Source organism: Salinimicrobium gaetbulicola, assembly GCF_042676025.1.
Taxonomy (GTDB): domain Bacteria; phylum Bacteroidota; class Bacteroidia; order Flavobacteriales; family Flavobacteriaceae; genus Salinimicrobium; species Salinimicrobium gaetbulicola.
Genome location: NZ_JBHTJP010000035.1, coordinates 457660 through 476149 on the forward strand (window position 1 = coordinate 457660; position 18490 = coordinate 476149).

The 18490-nt window shown below is 38.8% G+C and carries 13 protein-coding genes; 12 read left to right on the forward strand and 1 reads right to left on the reverse strand.

Features of this window, described 5'->3' with window-relative positions; translation table 11 throughout:
• Positions 1-86: 86 nt before the first annotated feature.
• The 11 genes from ACFQ1G_RS11430 (at position 87) to ACFQ1G_RS11480 (ending at position 14488) form a co-directional block, all read left to right on the forward strand.
• Entirely contained in the window at positions 87-1247 is a 1161-nt protein-coding gene (locus tag ACFQ1G_RS11430; protein WP_380739660.1) for a homogentisate 1,2-dioxygenase, read from the forward strand.
• Between the two features lie 108 nt (positions 1248-1355).
• Positions 1356-2492, forward strand: a complete 1137-nt coding sequence (gene hppD, locus ACFQ1G_RS11435; RefSeq protein ID WP_380739662.1) for a 4-hydroxyphenylpyruvate dioxygenase — start codon at positions 1356-1358, stop codon at positions 2490-2492.
• Positions 2493-2789: 297 nt separating this feature from the next.
• Positions 2790-3563: a DUF3108 domain-containing protein gene (locus ACFQ1G_RS11440; RefSeq protein ID WP_380739664.1), complete on the forward strand. Its 774-nt coding sequence runs from the start codon at positions 2790-2792 to the stop codon at positions 3561-3563.
• A gap of 4 nt (positions 3564-3567) precedes the next feature.
• A complete protein-coding gene (locus tag ACFQ1G_RS11445; RefSeq protein ID WP_380739666.1) occupies positions 3568-4539 on the forward strand; it encodes a tryptophan 2,3-dioxygenase family protein in 972 nt (323 codons plus the stop codon).
• Positions 4536-5771, forward strand: coding sequence for a M23 family metallopeptidase (locus tag ACFQ1G_RS11450; protein ID WP_380739668.1), 1236 nt, complete (start codon positions 4536-4538; stop codon positions 5769-5771). The genes ACFQ1G_RS11445 and ACFQ1G_RS11450 overlap by 4 nt, the downstream gene beginning before the upstream one ends.
• A gap of 14 nt (positions 5772-5785) precedes the next feature.
• A complete protein-coding gene (pgi, locus tag ACFQ1G_RS11455) occupies positions 5786-7417 on the forward strand; it encodes a glucose-6-phosphate isomerase (protein ID WP_380739669.1) in 1632 nt (543 codons plus the stop codon).
• A gap of 188 nt (positions 7418-7605) precedes the next feature.
• Positions 7606-10152 (forward strand): TonB-dependent receptor, encoded by a 2547-nt coding sequence (locus ACFQ1G_RS11460; protein WP_380739671.1) that lies wholly within the window; start codon positions 7606-7608, stop codon positions 10150-10152.
• A gap of 12 nt (positions 10153-10164) precedes the next feature.
• Positions 10165-11325, forward strand: a complete 1161-nt coding sequence (locus tag ACFQ1G_RS11465; protein WP_380739673.1) for a hypothetical protein — start codon at positions 10165-10167, stop codon at positions 11323-11325.
• A gap of 103 nt (positions 11326-11428) precedes the next feature.
• Positions 11429-12778: an endonuclease gene (locus ACFQ1G_RS11470; protein WP_380739675.1), complete on the forward strand. Its 1350-nt coding sequence runs from the start codon at positions 11429-11431 to the stop codon at positions 12776-12778.
• 90 nt (positions 12779-12868) lie between these two features.
• The gene (locus ACFQ1G_RS11475) at positions 12869-13306 is read left to right on the forward strand and encodes a hypothetical protein (RefSeq protein ID WP_380739677.1); all 438 of its coding nucleotides are present in this window, start codon (positions 12869-12871) and stop codon (positions 13304-13306) included.
• Between the two features lie 105 nt (positions 13307-13411).
• Positions 13412-14488 (forward strand): acyltransferase family protein, encoded by a 1077-nt coding sequence (locus ACFQ1G_RS11480; RefSeq protein ID WP_380739679.1) that lies wholly within the window; start codon positions 13412-13414, stop codon positions 14486-14488.
• A gap of 24 nt (positions 14489-14512) precedes the next feature.
• Here ACFQ1G_RS11480 and ACFQ1G_RS11485 read toward each other — a convergent pair whose 3' ends face one another.
• Positions 14513-15571 carry an endonuclease/exonuclease/phosphatase family protein gene (locus tag ACFQ1G_RS11485; protein ID WP_380739680.1) on the reverse strand — a complete coding sequence of 353 codons (1059 nt, stop codon included), beginning with the start codon at positions 15569-15571 and terminating at the stop codon, positions 14513-14515.
• A gap of 105 nt (positions 15572-15676) precedes the next feature.
• On the opposite strand from ACFQ1G_RS11485, the gene ACFQ1G_RS11490 reads away from it, so the two are divergent.
• Positions 15677-18487, forward strand: a complete 2811-nt coding sequence (locus ACFQ1G_RS11490; protein WP_380739683.1) for a carboxypeptidase-like regulatory domain-containing protein — start codon at positions 15677-15679, stop codon at positions 18485-18487.
• Positions 18488-18490: the final 3 nt, after the last annotated feature.

Consider the following 18490-nt stretch of genomic DNA (forward strand, 5'->3'; position numbering starts at 1 on the left):
CAGATATTTGTAGTTAATCAAAAAAAGTAGCGGTTAATTGGATTTTTAACACGCGAAAACGATTTCAATTTAAAAAATTCTTAATAATGCCATTTTATCACAAATTGGGAAAGATCCCTCATAAGCGGCACACGGTATTCAAAAAACCTGATGGCAGTTTATATTATGAGCAGTTGTTCGGGACAATTGGTTTCGACGGAATGTCATCGAATATCTACCACGAACAAAGGCCCACGCAGGTTAAAGAGATCAAGGGGAGCTATAGTGTCAAGCCGAAAATCGCAAAAGAGAACAATATCAAATCATATAGGTTTAAGGGTTTTAATGTAAAGCCAGAACCCGATTATCTTGAGAGCAGAAAAGTGGTTCTGACCAATTCTGATGTTGACATTACTTTGGCTTCTCCGCAAAATCTATCACAGGATTATTTTTATAAGAACGCCGATTCAGATGAGTTGATCTTTATTCACCAGGGTACTGGAAAACTTAGAACTCACCTGGGAAATCTGGATTTTAAATACGGAGATTATTTATTGGTTCCACGGGGAACCATTTATAAGATAGATTTTGACGATGAGGTCAACAGGCTTTTCATTGTTGAGTCACGCCGTCCTATCTATACTCCAAAAAGGTACAGAAACTATTTTGGTCAGTTGTTGGAGCATTCCCCATTTTGTGAGCGCGATATACGTCAGCCTTATGAGTTGGAGACCAACAATGAATCTGGTGACTTCCTTATAAAAGTGAAAAAGCAAGGTGAGATCTTTGATATGGTTTATGCATCTCATCCGTTTGATGTGGTAGGGTATGATGGTTACAATTACCCGTACGCTTTTTCTATTCACGATTTTGAACCTATTACGGGAAGGATACATCAACCGCCACCGGTGCACCAGACCTTTGAAACCGATGCCTTCGTAGTTTGCTCATTCGTTCCGCGGATGTATGATTATCACCCGGAAAGTATTCCGGCGCCTTACAACCATAGTAATATTGACAGTGATGAGGTGTTATATTATGTGGATGGAGATTTTATGAGTAGGAATGATATTGAAAAAGGGCACATTTCACTGCATCCTGCGGGAATTCCGCATGGGCCCCATCCGGGAGCAGTAGAGCGTAGTATTGGTCAAACCGAAACTGAAGAGCTTGCGGTGATGGTAGATACTTTTAAACCATTAATGGTTACTGAAGACGCCATGGAAATAGCCGATGAAAGCTATCATAAATCCTGGTTGGATCATTAAAATGATTCAGTTCCCTAAATATTTTTATGTTTGAGGGCGATTAAATAAGAAATAATAAAAAGCACATCATATTTCAGAAGTCTGAAATATGAAAAAAAATAGAAGATTATGGCGACAGAAAACACAACAGAAATTAAAAAAACAGTTCCGGCAGCAGAAGACTTTTTGCCAATCCTGGGAACTGATTTCGTGGAATTATATGTTGGAAATGCGAAACAGGCAGCCTATTATTATCAGCAGGCCTGGGGTTTCCAGCCGGTAGCATATTCCGGATTGGAGACTGGTAGTAAAGACAGTGTGTCTTACGTTCTTCAACAAGGAAAAATTAGATTGGTGCTAACTTCTCCAATTCAACCGGGAGGTGAGATCAACGCGCATATAGATAAGCATGGTGACGGGGTGAAAGTCGTAGCATTATGGGTAGATGATGCTCGTAAAAGTTATGAAGAAACCACTAAGCGTGGTGCCGAATCTTACATGGAACCTAAAGAGATCAAAGATGAGAACGGGCATGTGGTTCTTTCAGGCATTCATACTTATGGTGAAACAGTACACGTGTTCGTGGAAAGAAAGAATTATTCAGGTCCATTTTTGCCGGGCTACAAGGTTTACAAACCAAACTTCAAGGTAGAAGATGTAGGTTTGAAATATATCGACCATATGGTTGGAAATGTTGGCTGGAATGAAATGAACAAGTGGTGTGAGTTCTACGCCAAGGTGATGGGCTTTGCACAGTTAGTTTCTTTTGATGACAAAGATATTTCTACCGAATATACTGCCTTAATGAGTAAGGTGATGAGTAATGGAAACGGAAGAATTAAATTCCCGATCAATGAGCCTGCCGAAGGAAAAAAGAAATCTCAGATAGAAGAGTATATTGATTTTTATAACGGCGCAGGAGTACAGCACATAGCGGTTGCCACAGATAATATTATTGAGACAGTGACCCAACTGCGTGACCGTGGAGTGGAATTTCTTTACGTGCCGGAGGCCTATTATGATGATGTACTTGACAGAGTTGGGGAGATAGATGAAGATCTTGAGCCATTAAAGGAACTGGGAGTTTTAATTGACAGAGACGATGAAGGCTATTTATTGCAGATATTTACCAAGCCTGTTTTAGACAGACCAACCATGTTCTTTGAGATCATTCAGCGAAAAGGAGCTCAATCTTTTGGAAAAGGTAATTTTAAAGCCCTTTTTGAGGCTATAGAAAGAGAGCAAAGTTTGAGAGGAACATTGTAGATTTTTGAATAAAAATAGCTAATATTTAATTTTAATCAACGAAACCACTATTTTCTGCGAATAATGCGTTAAAGTTAATTTTCTGTTTGTTTTTATTATACAATTAGAAGACTTTTGCACCGCAATTTTGGAGTGGTTACCAGAATTGGAAAAAAATAATTTTTTTTTCATAATTTAAGTTTTAGTTGGTTAATAAGATTAAAAACCCCGTCATTCACTTGACGGGGTTTTTTTGATTTAATACATTTGGAACAGAAATTGTAATTGTAATCCCCCAATATAAAAGTTATATCATTCATGAAGAAGATAATTACAATTGTAATTTCCCTAATAACTCTTAATGTCGCAGCCCAGTCTCACCAGGCTTATGACGGTGGGGAATGGTTTAAGTTCAGGATACATTACGGTGTTTTCAACGCCAGTTTTGCCACTCTTGAAGTGAAAGAATCCACCTTTCGCGACCAACCCGTTTATCATGTAGTTGGAAAAGGAAGATCTACTGGACTTCTTCACCTGTTTTTTAAGGTTGATGATAACTACGAGACCTATATTCACAAAGAAACGGGTTCTCCTATGCGCTTTATCAGGAAAATAGATGAAGGTGGGCATACCAAGGATATTCAAATAGACTTTGACCACCAGACGAACACGGCTCATGTTTTCAATAAAAAGCATAACAAAAAAGAATCTTTTCAGGTTCAGGATAATGTACATGATATGCTTTCGGCCTTCTATTATCTTCGGAATAATTTAGATGTAGAGTCTATAGCTCCTGGAGAGATGATGACCATGAATATGTTCTTTGATAATGAAAATCACGACTTTAAGTTAAAGTTTCTCGGAAGAGAGGTCGTGAAAACAAAATTGGGTAATATTGCAACGCTAAAATTTAAGCCTTATGTGCTGGCTGGCAGAGTGTTCAAAGAAAAGGAGAGCCTTACCATATGGGTAAGTGACGATAAGAACAGAATGCCGGTAAAGATCAAAGCCGATTTAGCTGTTGGATCCCTGGATGCAGATATCGACGCTTTTAAAGGATTGAAACATCCTTTAAAAATAATAATGAAATAAATACATGAAAGATATTAAACCTGAGATTGCCGATAAGGTCAGGCAGCTGGAAGAGAAATTTAAAAATTCCGGTCAGGATCTGGGTTCATACCTTGACGGCTTATTATATGACAGGTATTTAACGTATTGGGATTACATTCACCTGGATACGCTTTTAAGTCTGCAAAACCCGAGAACGCATTTTCCCGATGAAGAGATCTTCATTGGTTACCACCAGATCACAGAGTTATATTTTAAGCTTATCATTCATGAGCAGAAGCAAATAGTTGATTCTGAAGATCTTTCTGTAGAATTTTTCACTGAAAAAGTGAATAGGATTGTTCGTTATTTCAGGATCCTTACGAATTCTTTTGACGTGATGATAAGAGGGATGGAAAGAGAGCAATTCCTGAAATTCAGGATGGCGTTGCTTCCGGCAAGCGGGTTCCAATCGGCCCAATTCAGAATGATCGAGATGTTTTCCACTCCTTTAGGGAATTTGGTGCATACAGATGTTCGAAATGACTTCACTAAGGAAAATTCTGTAGAAGAGTTATATGAGAACATATACTGGAAAAGAGGCGCCACAGACCTGGCTTCAGGAGAAAAAACCTTAACTTTAAAGCAATTCGAGGAAGAATACACCCCGCGCTTTCTACGCCTGGCAAACAGGGTGAAAGGTGGAACGATCTATGAAAAATATCAACAGTTATCTTCCGAAGAAAAGAATAATAAAAATCTTATTGATGCGTTGCGTAGTTTAGACGTAACGGTCAATGTCAACTGGCTTCTTATGCATATTGGGGCGGCACACCGATACCTGATGGCAAAAAAGCAAGCGGTTGCAGCAACCGGGGGCACGAATTGGAAAGAGTTCCTGCCGCCAAGTTTTCAACGTATTTCTTTCTTTCCTGAACTTTGGAGTGAAGAAGAGATGCGGCAATGGGGCAAAGAATGGGTAGATGAAACGTTTAATAAAAAAATGCACACGAATTGAAAAAACTTAGTTACCTGCTACTGATGATGATGGCTGTTACGGCCTGTAATGACGAACCAAAGAATGTTGAAATAGCCGATAACGCAATAGAAGAACCGGCTCCCGTTATCGTGGAGGAGTATGGTTTTGTGTTGAATGATTTTGAGGTAGTTAGAGATACAGTGAGATCTGGAGATAGCTTCGGAATTATCCTGGGAAGCCATGGGGTAGATCCCGGAAAGATCTTCCAGATCGTTGAAAAGGTGAAAGATACTTTTAACCCCAGGAAAATTGTGATCGGGAAACCTTATATGATCCTTAAGCAAACTGATTCTATAAGTGAACCGAAGGTGTTTGTTTATGAAAATGACCGTATCAATTATACGGTGGTTGATCTTAGGGATAGCATTTCTGTATATACAGCAAAAAAACCGGTCTCTGTGATTAAAAAAACGGTTTCAGGTGTAATTGAGTCAAGTCTTTCAGAAGCTATCGAAAACGCAGGTTTAAATTATATTCTCGCTCATGAGATGAATAATATATACCAGTGGAGTATTGATTTCTTCCGTCTTCAAAAAGGTGATAAGTTCAAGCTGGTTTATAACGAACGATATATTAATGACACTATTTATGCCGGTGTTGAGAGCATAGATGCGGCTGTATTCTATCACCAGGAAAAACCATATTACGCTTTTAGTTTCCTGACTGATTCTGTCTCGGGTCGACCTGATTATTATGATGAAAAAGCCAGGCCTCTTCAAAGTTTCTTTTTAAAGGCGCCTTTGAATTTCAGTCGTATTTCTTCCAGGTATAGTCCGCGCAGGTATCATCCGGTTCAGAAAAGATGGAAAGCCCATAAAGGAACTGATTATGCCGCGCCAAGAGGGACTCCAATCTGGTCTACTGCGAACGGGGTTGTGATCGCCTCCTCCTATACTTCCGGAAACGGAAATTATGTGAAAGTTAGGCATAACGATACTTATACAACACAATATCTTCACATGACCAAGCGTGCGGTTAAAAAAGGACAGCGCGTAAAACAAGGCGACGTGATCGGGTATGTTGGAAGTACCGGTCTTGCGACAGGACCTCACGTTTGTTACAGATTTTGGGTAAATGGAAGACAGGTTGATCCTTTTAGGCAAAACTTACCTTCCGCAGAGCCTATTGACGAAAAATATATTCCATCATATTTTACTGCAATTGAACCTTTAAAGGCTCAATTGGAAGCAATCGAGTTTAAAAATATCTAACCATATCAAATATAATGAGAAGTACTAACCCTACTCAAACTAAAGCCTGGGAAAGGCTTGAAGCGCATTTCGCTGACATAAAGAATATCGATCTTAAAAATGAATTCCGTGAGAAACCGGGACGTGCTGATGATTTTACAATTCAGTGGGAGGATTTCTATGTGGATTTTAGTAAGAACTTACTTACATCTGAAACTCAAAAGCTTTTGCTGGAACTTGCTGAAGAAGTTGGTTTAAAAGAGGCTATTGATTCCTATTTTGGAGGAGATATAATAAATAAAACAGAAGGTAGAGCTGTTCTGCACACTGCTTTAAGGGAGCATAAAGATGCTGTTGTCAATGTAGATGGTGAAAATGTAATTCCTGAAGTGTATGAAGTGAAGGAAAAGATCAAAGCCTTTAGCGAATCAATCATTAGTGGTGAGAAAAAAGGATTTACCGGGAAAGCTTTTACCGATGTCGTGAATATTGGTATTGGTGGTTCAGATCTTGGGCCTGTAATGATTACAGAGGCCTTGGAGCACTATAAGAATCATCTGAAAATCCATTTCGTTTCAAATGTAGATGGTGACCATGTGCATGAGACCATTGAAGGATTAAATCCTGAAACCACTTTGTTTGTTATTGTATCAAAATCCTTCTCTACTCAGGAAACCCTTGCCAATTCAACTACTATCAGAAAGTGGTTTATGAAGAAAGCTCCTGCAGACGCAGTGGCAAAGCATTTTGTAGCGGTTTCCAGTAATGTTCCAGCAGTGGAGGCTTTCGGTATCGAGACTCAGAATATTTTCCCTATGTGGGACTGGGTTGGTGGAAGATTCTCTCTTTGGAGCGCAGTGGGTCTTTCAATAAGTCTTTCTGTTGGGTACAATAATTTTGATTCTTTATTAAAAGGTGCGCATGAAATGGATTCACATTTCAAAAACACCTCTTTTGAAAAGAACCTTCCTGTGCAGCTTGCTCTTTTGACCGTGTGGTATAATAACTTTTTTAAAGCTGAAACCCAGGCCATCATTCCGTATACTCAATATTTACATAGATTCCCTGCTTACTTACAGCAGGCTATCATGGAAAGTAACGGGAAGAGTGTTGACCGGGAAGGGAATGAGGTGCAGTACCAAACCGGAAATATCATCTGGGGTGAGCCGGGAACCAATTCTCAGCACGCTTTTTTCCAGTTGATCCACCAGGGAACCAAATTGATCCCTTCTGATTTTATTGGTTTTAAAAATTCACTTTTTGAAGATGCAGATCACCATAATAAATTAATGGCTAACTTCTTTGCTCAGACTGAAGCATTACTTGCTGGAAAAAGCGAAGAAGAAGTTAGAGCGGAGTTTAGATCCAAAGGGCTTTCCTCTTCTGAAGTAGAAAAGTTGGTGCCTTTTAAAGTTTTCTCCGGAAACAAGCCTACAACAACTATTTTAATCGATAAACTAACTCCAGAAAGCCTTGGAAAGCTGATTGCCTTATATGAGCATCAGATTTTCGTGCAGGGAATTATCTGGAATGTATATAGTTATGACCAGTGGGGTGTGGAATTGGGTAAACAACTTGCAAACAATATTTTAGAGGAAATTGAAAAAAATGACATTTCAGAGCATGATTCTTCTACCAAAAAAATGTTAAAATTTTTTCTTGAGTAAATTTCTTAACAATCAAAGAATTCCCACAAAGCATCAAAAGCCCTGATTATCAGGGCTTTTTGCTTAAATACTTGTTTCACAGGGAATTGTTCATGTTTTGTGTATAATTCTTAACGTTCAGTTAAAGTTATTTTTGAGAAAATGCGTTCTTTTGCATCAACAAATTAAACTCAAACACAAATTTCACAATGAGAAAATTTTTAGCATTAGCGTTTTTTTTAACGTCAGCTACAATTTTTGCGCAGGGGACCATTACCGGGACGGTATTTGATTCTGAACTGAACGGTCCACTACCGGGTGCAAACATTAAGGTAGTTGGAACTACCAATGGTACAGTAACCGATTTTGACGGGAACTTCACTCTTGAAGTTAAGAAAGCTTCCGGCGAAATCGAAATCAGTTTCGTAGGTTATGAGCGTAAAGTCGTTCCTTTTTCAGTACAAAATGGAGCTACGCAAAATTTAGGTCAAATCATTCTTTCACCAGATGCTGACGCCTTAGAAGAAATCGTTATTACAAGTTTTTCATTAGCTATTGATCGTAAAACACCGGTTGCGGTTTCTACAATTAAAGCTGCTGATATTGAAACGAAAATCGGAAACCAGGAATTTCCTGAGATCCTTAAGTCTACTCCTGGAGTATATGCTACTAAACAAGGTGGAGGATTTGGTGACGCCGAATTAAGACTTAGAGGTTTCAACTCTGAGAATATCGCGGTTATGATCAACGGGGTTCCGGTAAATGACATGGAAAACGGTCGTGTTTACTGGAGTAACTGGGCTGGTCTTTCTGACGTAACTCGTTCTATGCAGGTTCAAAGAGGTCTAGGGGCTTCTAAAGTTGCCGTTCCTTCTATTGGAGGTACTGTGAACATTGTTACTAAAACTACCGATGCCGAAGAAGGTGGAAACTTATTTGCCACTACGGGTAACGACGGATACATGAAATTTGGAGCTACTGTGTCTACAGGAGTTCTTGATAACGGAGTAGCAGCGACAGTTTCTGCTTCTAAAACTTCCGGTGACGGATATATCGACGGAACTGAATTCGAAGGATATTCTTATTTCTTGAACGTCGCTAAAGATTTCGGTGAAGATCACCAGTTATCTTTTACTGCGTTTGGTGCTCCTCAGAGACACGGGCAAAGAGAGACTAGACACCTTATTGAGACTTACAGAAAAAGTGATCGTGGGACTAAGTTTAACAGTGACTGGGGTTATTTGAATGGCGAGGTTAAGCACGTACAGGATAACTTCTACCACAAACCACAAATGTCTCTTAACCACTACTGGAATATTTCTGAAAAAACTAATTTATCAACTGCTGTATATGCTTCTTTCGGAACCGGAGGAGGTGGTGGATTCACAGGTGATGCTGATCTTAGAAATATTGATTCTGAATACAGAAGTGGATATTTACAGCCACTTGATCTAGATAAGGTTGTTGAAGAAAACGTTGCTAACGGAGATCTGGGATCTAGAACTATTCTTTATGATTCAAGAAATGATCATAACTGGTACGGGGCTCTTTCAACACTTTCTACTGAATTGACTGAAGACATCGAATTAATGGGAGGTTTGGATGTTAGATATTACAAAGGAGAACACTTCCGTGAGGTAAAAGATCTTTTAGGAGGTACTTACTGGTTAGAGGATTCAGATGAGAATAATCCTAATGCTGTTGCAAGAACCGGAGATAAGATGTCTTATTACAATGATGGTATCGTTCTTTGGGAAGGTGGATTCGCACAGGCAGAATATTCTAAAAATGATCTTTCTGCATTTGTTTCTGTAGCGGCCTCCAATACTTCTTACAAGAGAGTTGATTACTTTAACTACCTAGATAGCGATCCTGAGCAGGAAACAGATTTCATTCATTTCTTCGGGTATAGTGCAAAAGGTGGTGCTAACTATAACATAGATAACAATCACAATGTTTTCGCAAACATTGGATATTTTGAAAAAGCGCCTTTCTTTAATGCCGTTTTCCAGAATTTCCAGAATGACATTAATGAAGATGCTGAGAATCAAAAGATCTTCAGTGCAGAGTTAGGATATGGTTTCCGTAGTGCTAACTTTAGAGCAAATGTGAACGCCTATAGAACTCTTTGGGGTGACAGAACCTTTACCCAGTCATATTTCGTGAGAGATACTGGTGAAACATATTTTGCAAACATCTTAGGAGTAGATGCAATTCACCAGGGTATTGAAGTAGATCTTTCTTACCGTCCGTTTGACAAACTTACTCTTACGGCCATGGCTTCTCTTGGAGACTGGAAGTGGGATAGTGATGTAAGGGATGTTTTTGTATTCGATGAGGACCAGAATGTTCTAAACCCGGACGCACCAATTGAATTATTGTTGAAAGATGTTCCTGTTGGTGGATCTGCACAACATACTTATGCTTTAGGGGCTAACTATGAGGCCTTACCTGGAACGAGATTAAGGGTTGATTACAACTACTATGACAAATTATATGCAGATTTTGATCCTAACAATGTTGGGGAAGGATACCAGCCTTGGGAAGCTCCTGATTACAGTGTAGTTGATCTTGGATTGACTCACGATTTTGAATTTGGAGATTTTCAAGCTACTTTAATAGGGAATATTAATAACCTATTTGATACTGAGTACATCTCCGTTGTTCGTGATGGAATGGATTCTAATGCTCGTACCGCAGAAGTATGGTATGGATTTGGGCGTACGTACACTGTAGGAGCTAAAATTAAATTCTAACAATATACTAAGATGAAAAAGACATTTTATTTATTATTCATGTTCATTGGTCTGGTTTTTACCAGCTGTGAGCCCATGGAAGATATCCATGATGAAATTGATGCCGAGATTGAAGGGAAAATAGCTGGAACTGCTTCTTATACCCTTACTGAAGATGATTATAAAGAAACATTAGATTTTTCTTTCGCAAACTTTGGAAGTGTTGATGAGGCAAAGGAATTAGTTCCTGTTGTTCTTAACGATGTTTTCCCAAGTTTTGGAGCTGAATCATCTGTAAATGTAACTTTCGACATTTACGCTCCAAAAAGGGATGAGAAAAGTCTAATTGTATATGAAGCTACAGATGTTGATTATACGACTTATGGTGACGATACCTATCCTAACTTCGATAGAATGTGGCAGGTTTTTGACCTAATTGAGGACAAATTTTCTGATGTTCCTAACAGGACTCTAGTTTCTCTTACCTACGACTATTATGAAGGAGGTACTACCGAAAGAAATGATGGGTTTCTTTTAGTGGATGGCGAATGGATCTATGCCTTCGGATTTACGGAGGACGAGTACAACGCTATGGGTGAAAGCTATCCGAACTTTTCTAACGAAGATGAGGCAGAGGCTAAAATTCCGGTATTTTTAGCTGAAAAGTTCAAGTATGAGCCAGCAGAGGAAGGTGCCATTGTTCCTGTTATGTATAAACTCTATGGGGATGATGTATATGATATTGACGGTGACGGAAACACTGAGGAAAATAAAACTACAAGTTTCGTAAAGTATTTTATTTTCAATGGAATGAACTGGGAAGTTTATAACAACTTGCTAACTCAGTCTTTACAATTTGGTCACGATGGTACTAACTGGGTGCCAGATAATACAATCAGATATACTATGACAAAAGCAGATTACGGAATCATCGAATCTGCACTTCTTTCTAAATATCCTGGACCAGCAGAGAATGCCGGTTATTTTGGAAGCTTTGATGTGCGTAAAACTTCTGATAACTACTGGAGCGACGAAATGCTTTTGGAAGCATTCAATGTTTTCTTAAACGAGTTTGATCCAAACGCAGAAATAGGTCAGAAATATGTTCTTAGCTATGCTGTATATAACGGGGCGACTGTTACAATGCAAAGTAGCTTGATTAAGACTGAAGCTGGGTGGGTTCTTAATAACTAATCCTTTTTTTGTAAAAAAATGAAAACCTCTTGCCTATCTTAGGCAAGAGGTTTTTTATTAATATTTTTGTTAAAACCTTACTTGATTATAATTATACGATCTTATGAAGAAGATGTTTTATGTGGTGCTAAGTCTATTAATCCTAGGATGTTCAGGAGAGGACACGCCACAGCCTACCCCAACTCCCGAACCTGTTGAAAATCCTGTAGCCAACGATGACTCCCGTGAGGTTCTTGAGAATGAAGATTCGGTTTTATCGGACTTTACAGAGAATGATAAGATTGTTGATAATTCGAGAATTAAATCTTTTGATACCGAAACTTCTCAGGGAGGTTCGGTTAAAGATAATCGCAATGGCACTTACACATACACTCCCCCTGCTGATTATATAGGAGAAGACTCATTTACTTACACCCTTTGCGTACCTGGTGATTCTGATAGATGTTCTACAGCAACAGTTTTGATTCTGGTTTTAGATGGCGGAAGTCCTGAAGCTACAGGTGACACAGTAAATACCATGGAATCTGTAAGCATAACAATTGATGACCTTCTCGCAAATGATGTTATAGTTGACGGAAGTACTATCTCTTCCGTAGAGTCCAATAGTGCCTCAGGAACGGTTAAGCTCAATGAAGATGGGACAGTAACCTATACACCAGTTGACGGCTTTACCGGTGAAGATAAATTCACATACACCATTTGTGATAATGACCAGCCTGAATCAACCTGTGATACGGCTATAGTAGTTGTAAATGTTTATGGAGCGGTTTCCTTTAACATCCCTTCTGAGTTACAGATTTACTATACGAATTTCGCAGTCACAGAAAATGAGGAGATCAATTACACCTTCATTTCTGAATTCACTTCAGAAAAGCATACTACCTATCTTACTTACGGTCAGCGTCACGAATATTTGTATGATGCAGATGAAGATCTTGAAAATCCTGATAATGTAATTCTGATGTATTCCGGAGAATCAAGATATTGGGAGGAGTACTGGTCAGACTGGAACGACTATGAACCACAGACTTTTAATACTGAACATATCTTTCCTCAATCTAAATTAAACTCCGAACTGGCGGTAGCAGATATGCACCATCTTCGAGTGGCAGATTCAGATGTTAACTCTCTTCGACTAAATTATCCGTATACAGAAGGATCAGGAGAATATGGTTTGGTTAATGAAGAAACGTTTTATCCGGGTGATGAATGGAAAGGAGATGTTGCCCGTATGATCATGTATTTAAATATTCGCTATGGTGAGAATTTTGAACAGGTAGGAGGACTTGAATTGTTCTTGAAATGGAATGTTGAAGACCCTGTTTCTGCTTTTGAGATCCAACGTAATAACGTTATTGAAGGGGCTCAGGGGAACCGAAACCCTTTCATAGACAATCCATACCTGGCAACCCTTATTTGGGGCGGTGATGCTGCTGAAAATAAGTGGGAGTAAGATTCATAGTATTATCTTTTAACCGCTCCTCACATGGGGCGGTTTTTTTCATTTCAAAAAAACTATCTTTAACCCTCAAAACCGACTTTTATGTATTCAACTGTACAATTTATTCATTCCTGGTGGGCTTATTTGGTCCTTGTCGTCCTGATCATCGCCAGCATCAATGCCTTAATAGGTTACTTTTCTAAAAAAGAATACGGAGCCAACGATTTTCGTATTTCCTTATTTACTTTGATCGTGTCCCATATTCAATTGCTTATTGGTATAGTCCTTTATTTTGTATCTCCTTATTTTAATTCCTTTTCGGAAGGTGGAATGGGTGGAGTTATGAAAGATTCTACCTTAAGACTTTATTTAGTGGAACACCCTTTTATCATGATCATTTCTGTGGTGTTGATAACAATGGGATATTCAAAACATAAAAAGAAATTGACGTCCCAACCTAAATTTAAGACGCTTGCAATATTTTATACCCTGGCGCTGGTATTTGTGCTTTCACGCATTCCGTGGAACGCATGGTTTTAAAAATATGATCCCCGTTTATTCGGGGATTTTTTTTAGCTTAACCTTACTAAACTTAAATTAGGTTGCTTGATTAAAGGGATGGATTCAAAGTCTGGATTAACCTATATGCCTCAATTAGATTCATTGAGGTTCTTTGCGGTATTACTGGTTATGATTGAACATTGGATCCCTCATAGATTTTTTCCGGTTGAGTCTCTTTTTTTAGGTAATTCCGGCGTGACTTTTTTCTTTGTCTTAAGTGGTTTCCTGATTTCTAAAATACTTTTAAGGAATAAAACTGAATCTCAAGGCGCTGATTCGCAACCTAAAAGACAGGTCGTGAAAAATTTCTTTGTCAGGCGGTCTTTGCGTATTTTTCCCATCTACTATTTATGCATCATTCTCTTTCTTTTATTACCCTTTCCTTTTACTGATGATATAAATAACAACGCCGCCTATTATCTTTTATATCTTAATAATATACTTTTTTACATCCAACAGGATTGGCAAATCCTGGGTCATACCTGGACTTTGGCTGTCGAAGAGCAGTTTTACCTCCTCTGGCCCTGGGTAATATTATTTATACCGTCTAAACATCTCCTGAAGACTTTGATCGGATTTGTCTTATTAGGGTTTGCAAGTTATTATTCCCTGTATTTTCTTTCTGTAAGTTTTGGTCATATTGATTTACCTGAGGGATTTTATACTATTCTAACCCCTGCTCGCTTTGATGCCTTTGCTCTTGGTGGCATTATTGCATGGCTTCAAATGAATAGACCAGATTATACCTCCAAATTATACAGAGTTGCCGGGCCGATATTAATTCTTTTACTGTCCGTCTGGTTCTACCTTTTGACAGTTCAAAATGGAGATGTTTTCTTTTATTCCATGAAATTTTTTGTCGTGGTAATATCCACTTTTGTAGTTCTCATAGCCTCTAAAGGATTTAACGGAATCCTCGGGAAGGTCCTAGAAACCCCGGTGCTTATTTACTTCGGAAAGATCAGTTACGGTCTTTACCTTTTCCACTTCATAATCAGCACTTTGTACGAAAGATTCGAAGGAGGGATTCTTCCTGAAATTTCTCAGGTTGGGATCAGGTTTATGATATACTTTTCCCTGACGGTGCTGACATCAATGCTTTCCTGGCACTATTTTGAAAAGCCTATAAATAGCCTTAAACGTCATTTTAAATATTCTTGACGAACAGGGTAATTTTAGGCAAACCTATTCGATCTTTTTAATAAGTAAAATGTACACCGGAAAATGATCGCTGTAACCATCGGTAAAACCGCCACTTCCAAAACTTCTAAATGGGTAACCCTTATATTGACCGGTTGGTGTGATTAAAAATGAAGGATTGAAGATTCCGGCTTTAAAATAATTATATCCGGGAGCATTTTTTTCCAGTAATGGTTGAGAAATAAGTATCTGATCGAACAAGTTCCAGCTATCCCTATATGCTAAACTACCTATGCCTTGTTGAAATAAATTCATCATAGGATTGTAGAACTCCTTAAACCCAACTTCCTTACTTTCAGGTTTTGGCGCCAATACCTTTTTGAAACTTTTACTGTTTGGATCATCATTAAAATCTCCCATGGAAATTATTTTAGTATAGGGATTGATCCTTTGCAGGGAATCAATGATCATTTTATTTAAAAGAGCCGCTTTTTCCCTTTTAGGACTGCTGGCTTTTTCCCCGCCACTTCTCGATGGCCAGTGGTTGACAATCAGGTCAATTGATTCACCGTTCAAAAGGCCTGAAACTACTAGTTGGTCACGAGTATAAATTCGCTTTCCTGGAATTTTTGGGTCTTCAAGTATTAACTCATGTGATATTGAATTTAATGGTTGAAAATGCTTTTTCCTGTATAAAAGGGCCACATCAATTCCGCGTAGATCAGGTGAATCGTAATGAATGATCCCATACTCATAATCAATTAATGCAGGTTGGGAAATCAGGTCTTCCAGTACTGATATATTTTCAATTTCACAGACTCCAATAATGGCAGGAGGCGAATTAGTTTCCTCCAAACCTATCTGGCTAATGGCAAAAGCCATATTTCGGATCTTCTTTTGATAAACTTCCTCCGTCCAACGATCTTTTCCTAGCGGAGTTCTGTCGTCATCAAATTTTAAAGGATCGTCATGAATGTCATACAGATTTTCAAGGTTGTAAAAAGCTATTGATAAAATGTGATACTCCAATTTCTGCTGAGCGAGACATGCTATAAACTGGAAGTTGATCAGGAAAAAAGTGAAGATTATTTTAATACTCCTCATGTTGTAACTGTTTGAAAAATAATTTGTTAAAAACAAAGGAGGTCGTTCAAAGATAAAATTAAAAAATGTAATATTGTTCAATAATTGTCTCCCGCTGTTATAATTATGGCTTTAAAGATCAACTGCGGGGGGAGGCTGTTAATTCTCCTTTCTTTCTATTCCCTTTCCCTTTGTGCCCAAAACTTTTCGGTGCGCGGAAGAACCATCGATGAACGAACCAATCTGCCAATTTCAGGAGTTACGGTGTCGTCCGAAGGAACTTCGATCCTGGTTTTAAGCGATTCTGATGGCGCCTTTGTGCTAAATGAGATCCCAGAAGGAGAACATATTTTAGAATTTACTAAAAATTCATTTTTTAGTAAGCGGTTACCCGTTTTGGTGCAAGCAGAACTGGATATAGGAAATGTATATTTAGAGCCCGACCTGGTCTCGGTTCAACAACAAACGGCTATAATAAACCTTTCAGATCATGATCTTGATGAAGAGTCGGGAGGTTTTTCCAATATCTCCGGATTGCTTCAGTCCTCCAGGGATGTTTTTCTGAATGCTGCAGCCTTTGATTTCAGTTCAAGTTTTTTTCGTCCCCGTGGTTATAATTCCGAATACTCAGAAGTCATGATAAATGGGATTTCTATGAATAAGTTTTTCAGCGGAAGACCCTTGTGGAGTAATTGGGGCGGACTCAATGATGTCCAAAGAAACCAGGAATTTTCTAATGGTTTGACACCTTCCGAAGTATCTTTTGGAAAGCTTGCTGGAACCACTAACATCATCATGAGGGCTTCGCATAACTCCCCGGGAGGGAAAGTCTCAATTGCTATGGCCAATCGTTCATATACCGGAAGGTTGATGGGTAGTTACCACACTGGGTTAAATGCTAAGGGCTGGGCTTTCTCCTTTTCTGCAGCGCGTCGGTTTGCAGAAGAAAGTTACGTGCAGGGCTCGACCTATGAATCCAATTCTTTTTTTGCTTCGGTGGAAAAACGACTCAACCCAGATCACAGTTTGAATTTCACGGGATTTTTTACACCGGTAAAACGGGGGAAATCCTCGCCTAACACTAGGGAGGTTTTTGATCTGAAGGGCAATAAATATAATTCGTACTGGGGTTATCAAAATGGGGAAATCCGAAATTCCAGGATCCAAAGAGTGGAAGAGCCCGTTTTAATGCTTAATCATTACTGGAATATCTCTCCTGGCACGAATTTAAATACTGGTATTTCTTATCAGTTCGGAAGAGTGGGCAACAGCCGTATTGATTATGGAGGGAGTCGTCTTTTTTTCAATTCCCAAGGTGAAGATATATTTATAGGAGGTGGCACAAATCCTGATCCCGCATATTATCAAAAATTGCCTTCCTATTTTTTACGTTCAGAAGATAGACTTGATTATCGTTCAGTCTATTTGGCACAACAGGATTTTCTTAAAAACGGACAACTTAATTGGGAAGAATTGTATGCGGCGAATCTCAATCAGGCTCAAAATGGAGGGAATTCCCTGTATGTTTTGTATGAAGATATAAATGACGATCAATTGGTTTCTTTCAACACCTTACTTCGGAAGGAGTTGAATGCCAGGTGGGTTTTAAATTCCGGCCTTAATTTTCGATCGCTGAAAAGCGAAAATTTCGCGCAGGTTGAAAGTCTGCTGGGAGGAACAGCTTTTTTGGATGTTGATTCCTTTTCCGAAGGATCTAAAGCTCAAAATGATCTATTAAACCCTAATCGGCTCGTTGGTGAAGGGGATAAATTCAAATACCATTATGACCTTCTTGCCAAGGATCTCGGCTCTTTTGTTCAATTTCAATACTTCGGAAAGAAATGGGAATTTTATACAGCTGTTGAAGGGTCATATTTGATCTATCAAAGAAATAGCTTTTACCAGAATGGTAATTTTCCAGACACCTCACTAGGGAAAAGCGAAGAACCTGACTTTTTAAGTTATTCCCTTAAAGGTGGCCTAAATTATAAATTATCGGGCAGACATATTTTTAGTGCGAATCTGGGTTACTTCAGGAAGCCGCCTACCTTGAGAAATAGCTTTTCAAATGCCAGGCAGAATAATAAAGTTGTAAAAGATCTTACCCAGGAAAAGATTGAAATTGCAGATCTCGGTTATGTATATCGCTCTCCTAAACTTAAAGGCCGAATAACAGCTTTTTATGCCGAATTCAAAGATGTTACTGAGCTCTCCTTTTATTTTGCCGATGGACTTTCCGGATCAGGAAGGGACTCTACTACTGCTTTTGTACAGGAGGTGATGACGGGTATTGAAAAAAGGCATATCGGGATTGAATTTGGTTGGGAATTTCAGGTTACCACTACTCTCAAAGTAAAAACTGCAGGATCCTTCGGAGAATATGTGTATAACCGAAATCCTTCAATTTATCTGACTTCAGATGATTTTACCGAAGATCGTGAAATGGGGAGGGCTTCCTTGAAGAATTACCGGGTTCCGGGAGGCCCGCAACATGTGGCACAGATAGGGCTAGAATATCGTGATCCTGAATATTGGTGGATAGGAGTGAGCGGAAATTATTTTTCTCATGCCTTTTTAGATATAGCACCGTTACTAAGGACTTCCAATTTTTTGACCGATAATGATGGACTTCCCATCAATGATTACGATCTGGAAACCGCAAAACAACTTCTGAAACAGGAAAAATTTGATGATTATTTTCTGGTAAATATGGTTGGTGGAAAGTCCTGGCGCATAAAGGATAAATACCTGGGTTTCTTTGCCAGCATCAATAATCTGCTTGAAGTTTCTTATATAACCGGTGGCTACGAACAATCCCGAAATGTGAATTATTCTTTACTCAAGGAAGATAAGGAAAGAGATCACCCCCTTTTTGGAAATAAGTACTGGTTTGGTCCGGGAACAACCTATTATGCGCATGTTTATTTTAGATTTTAGAAT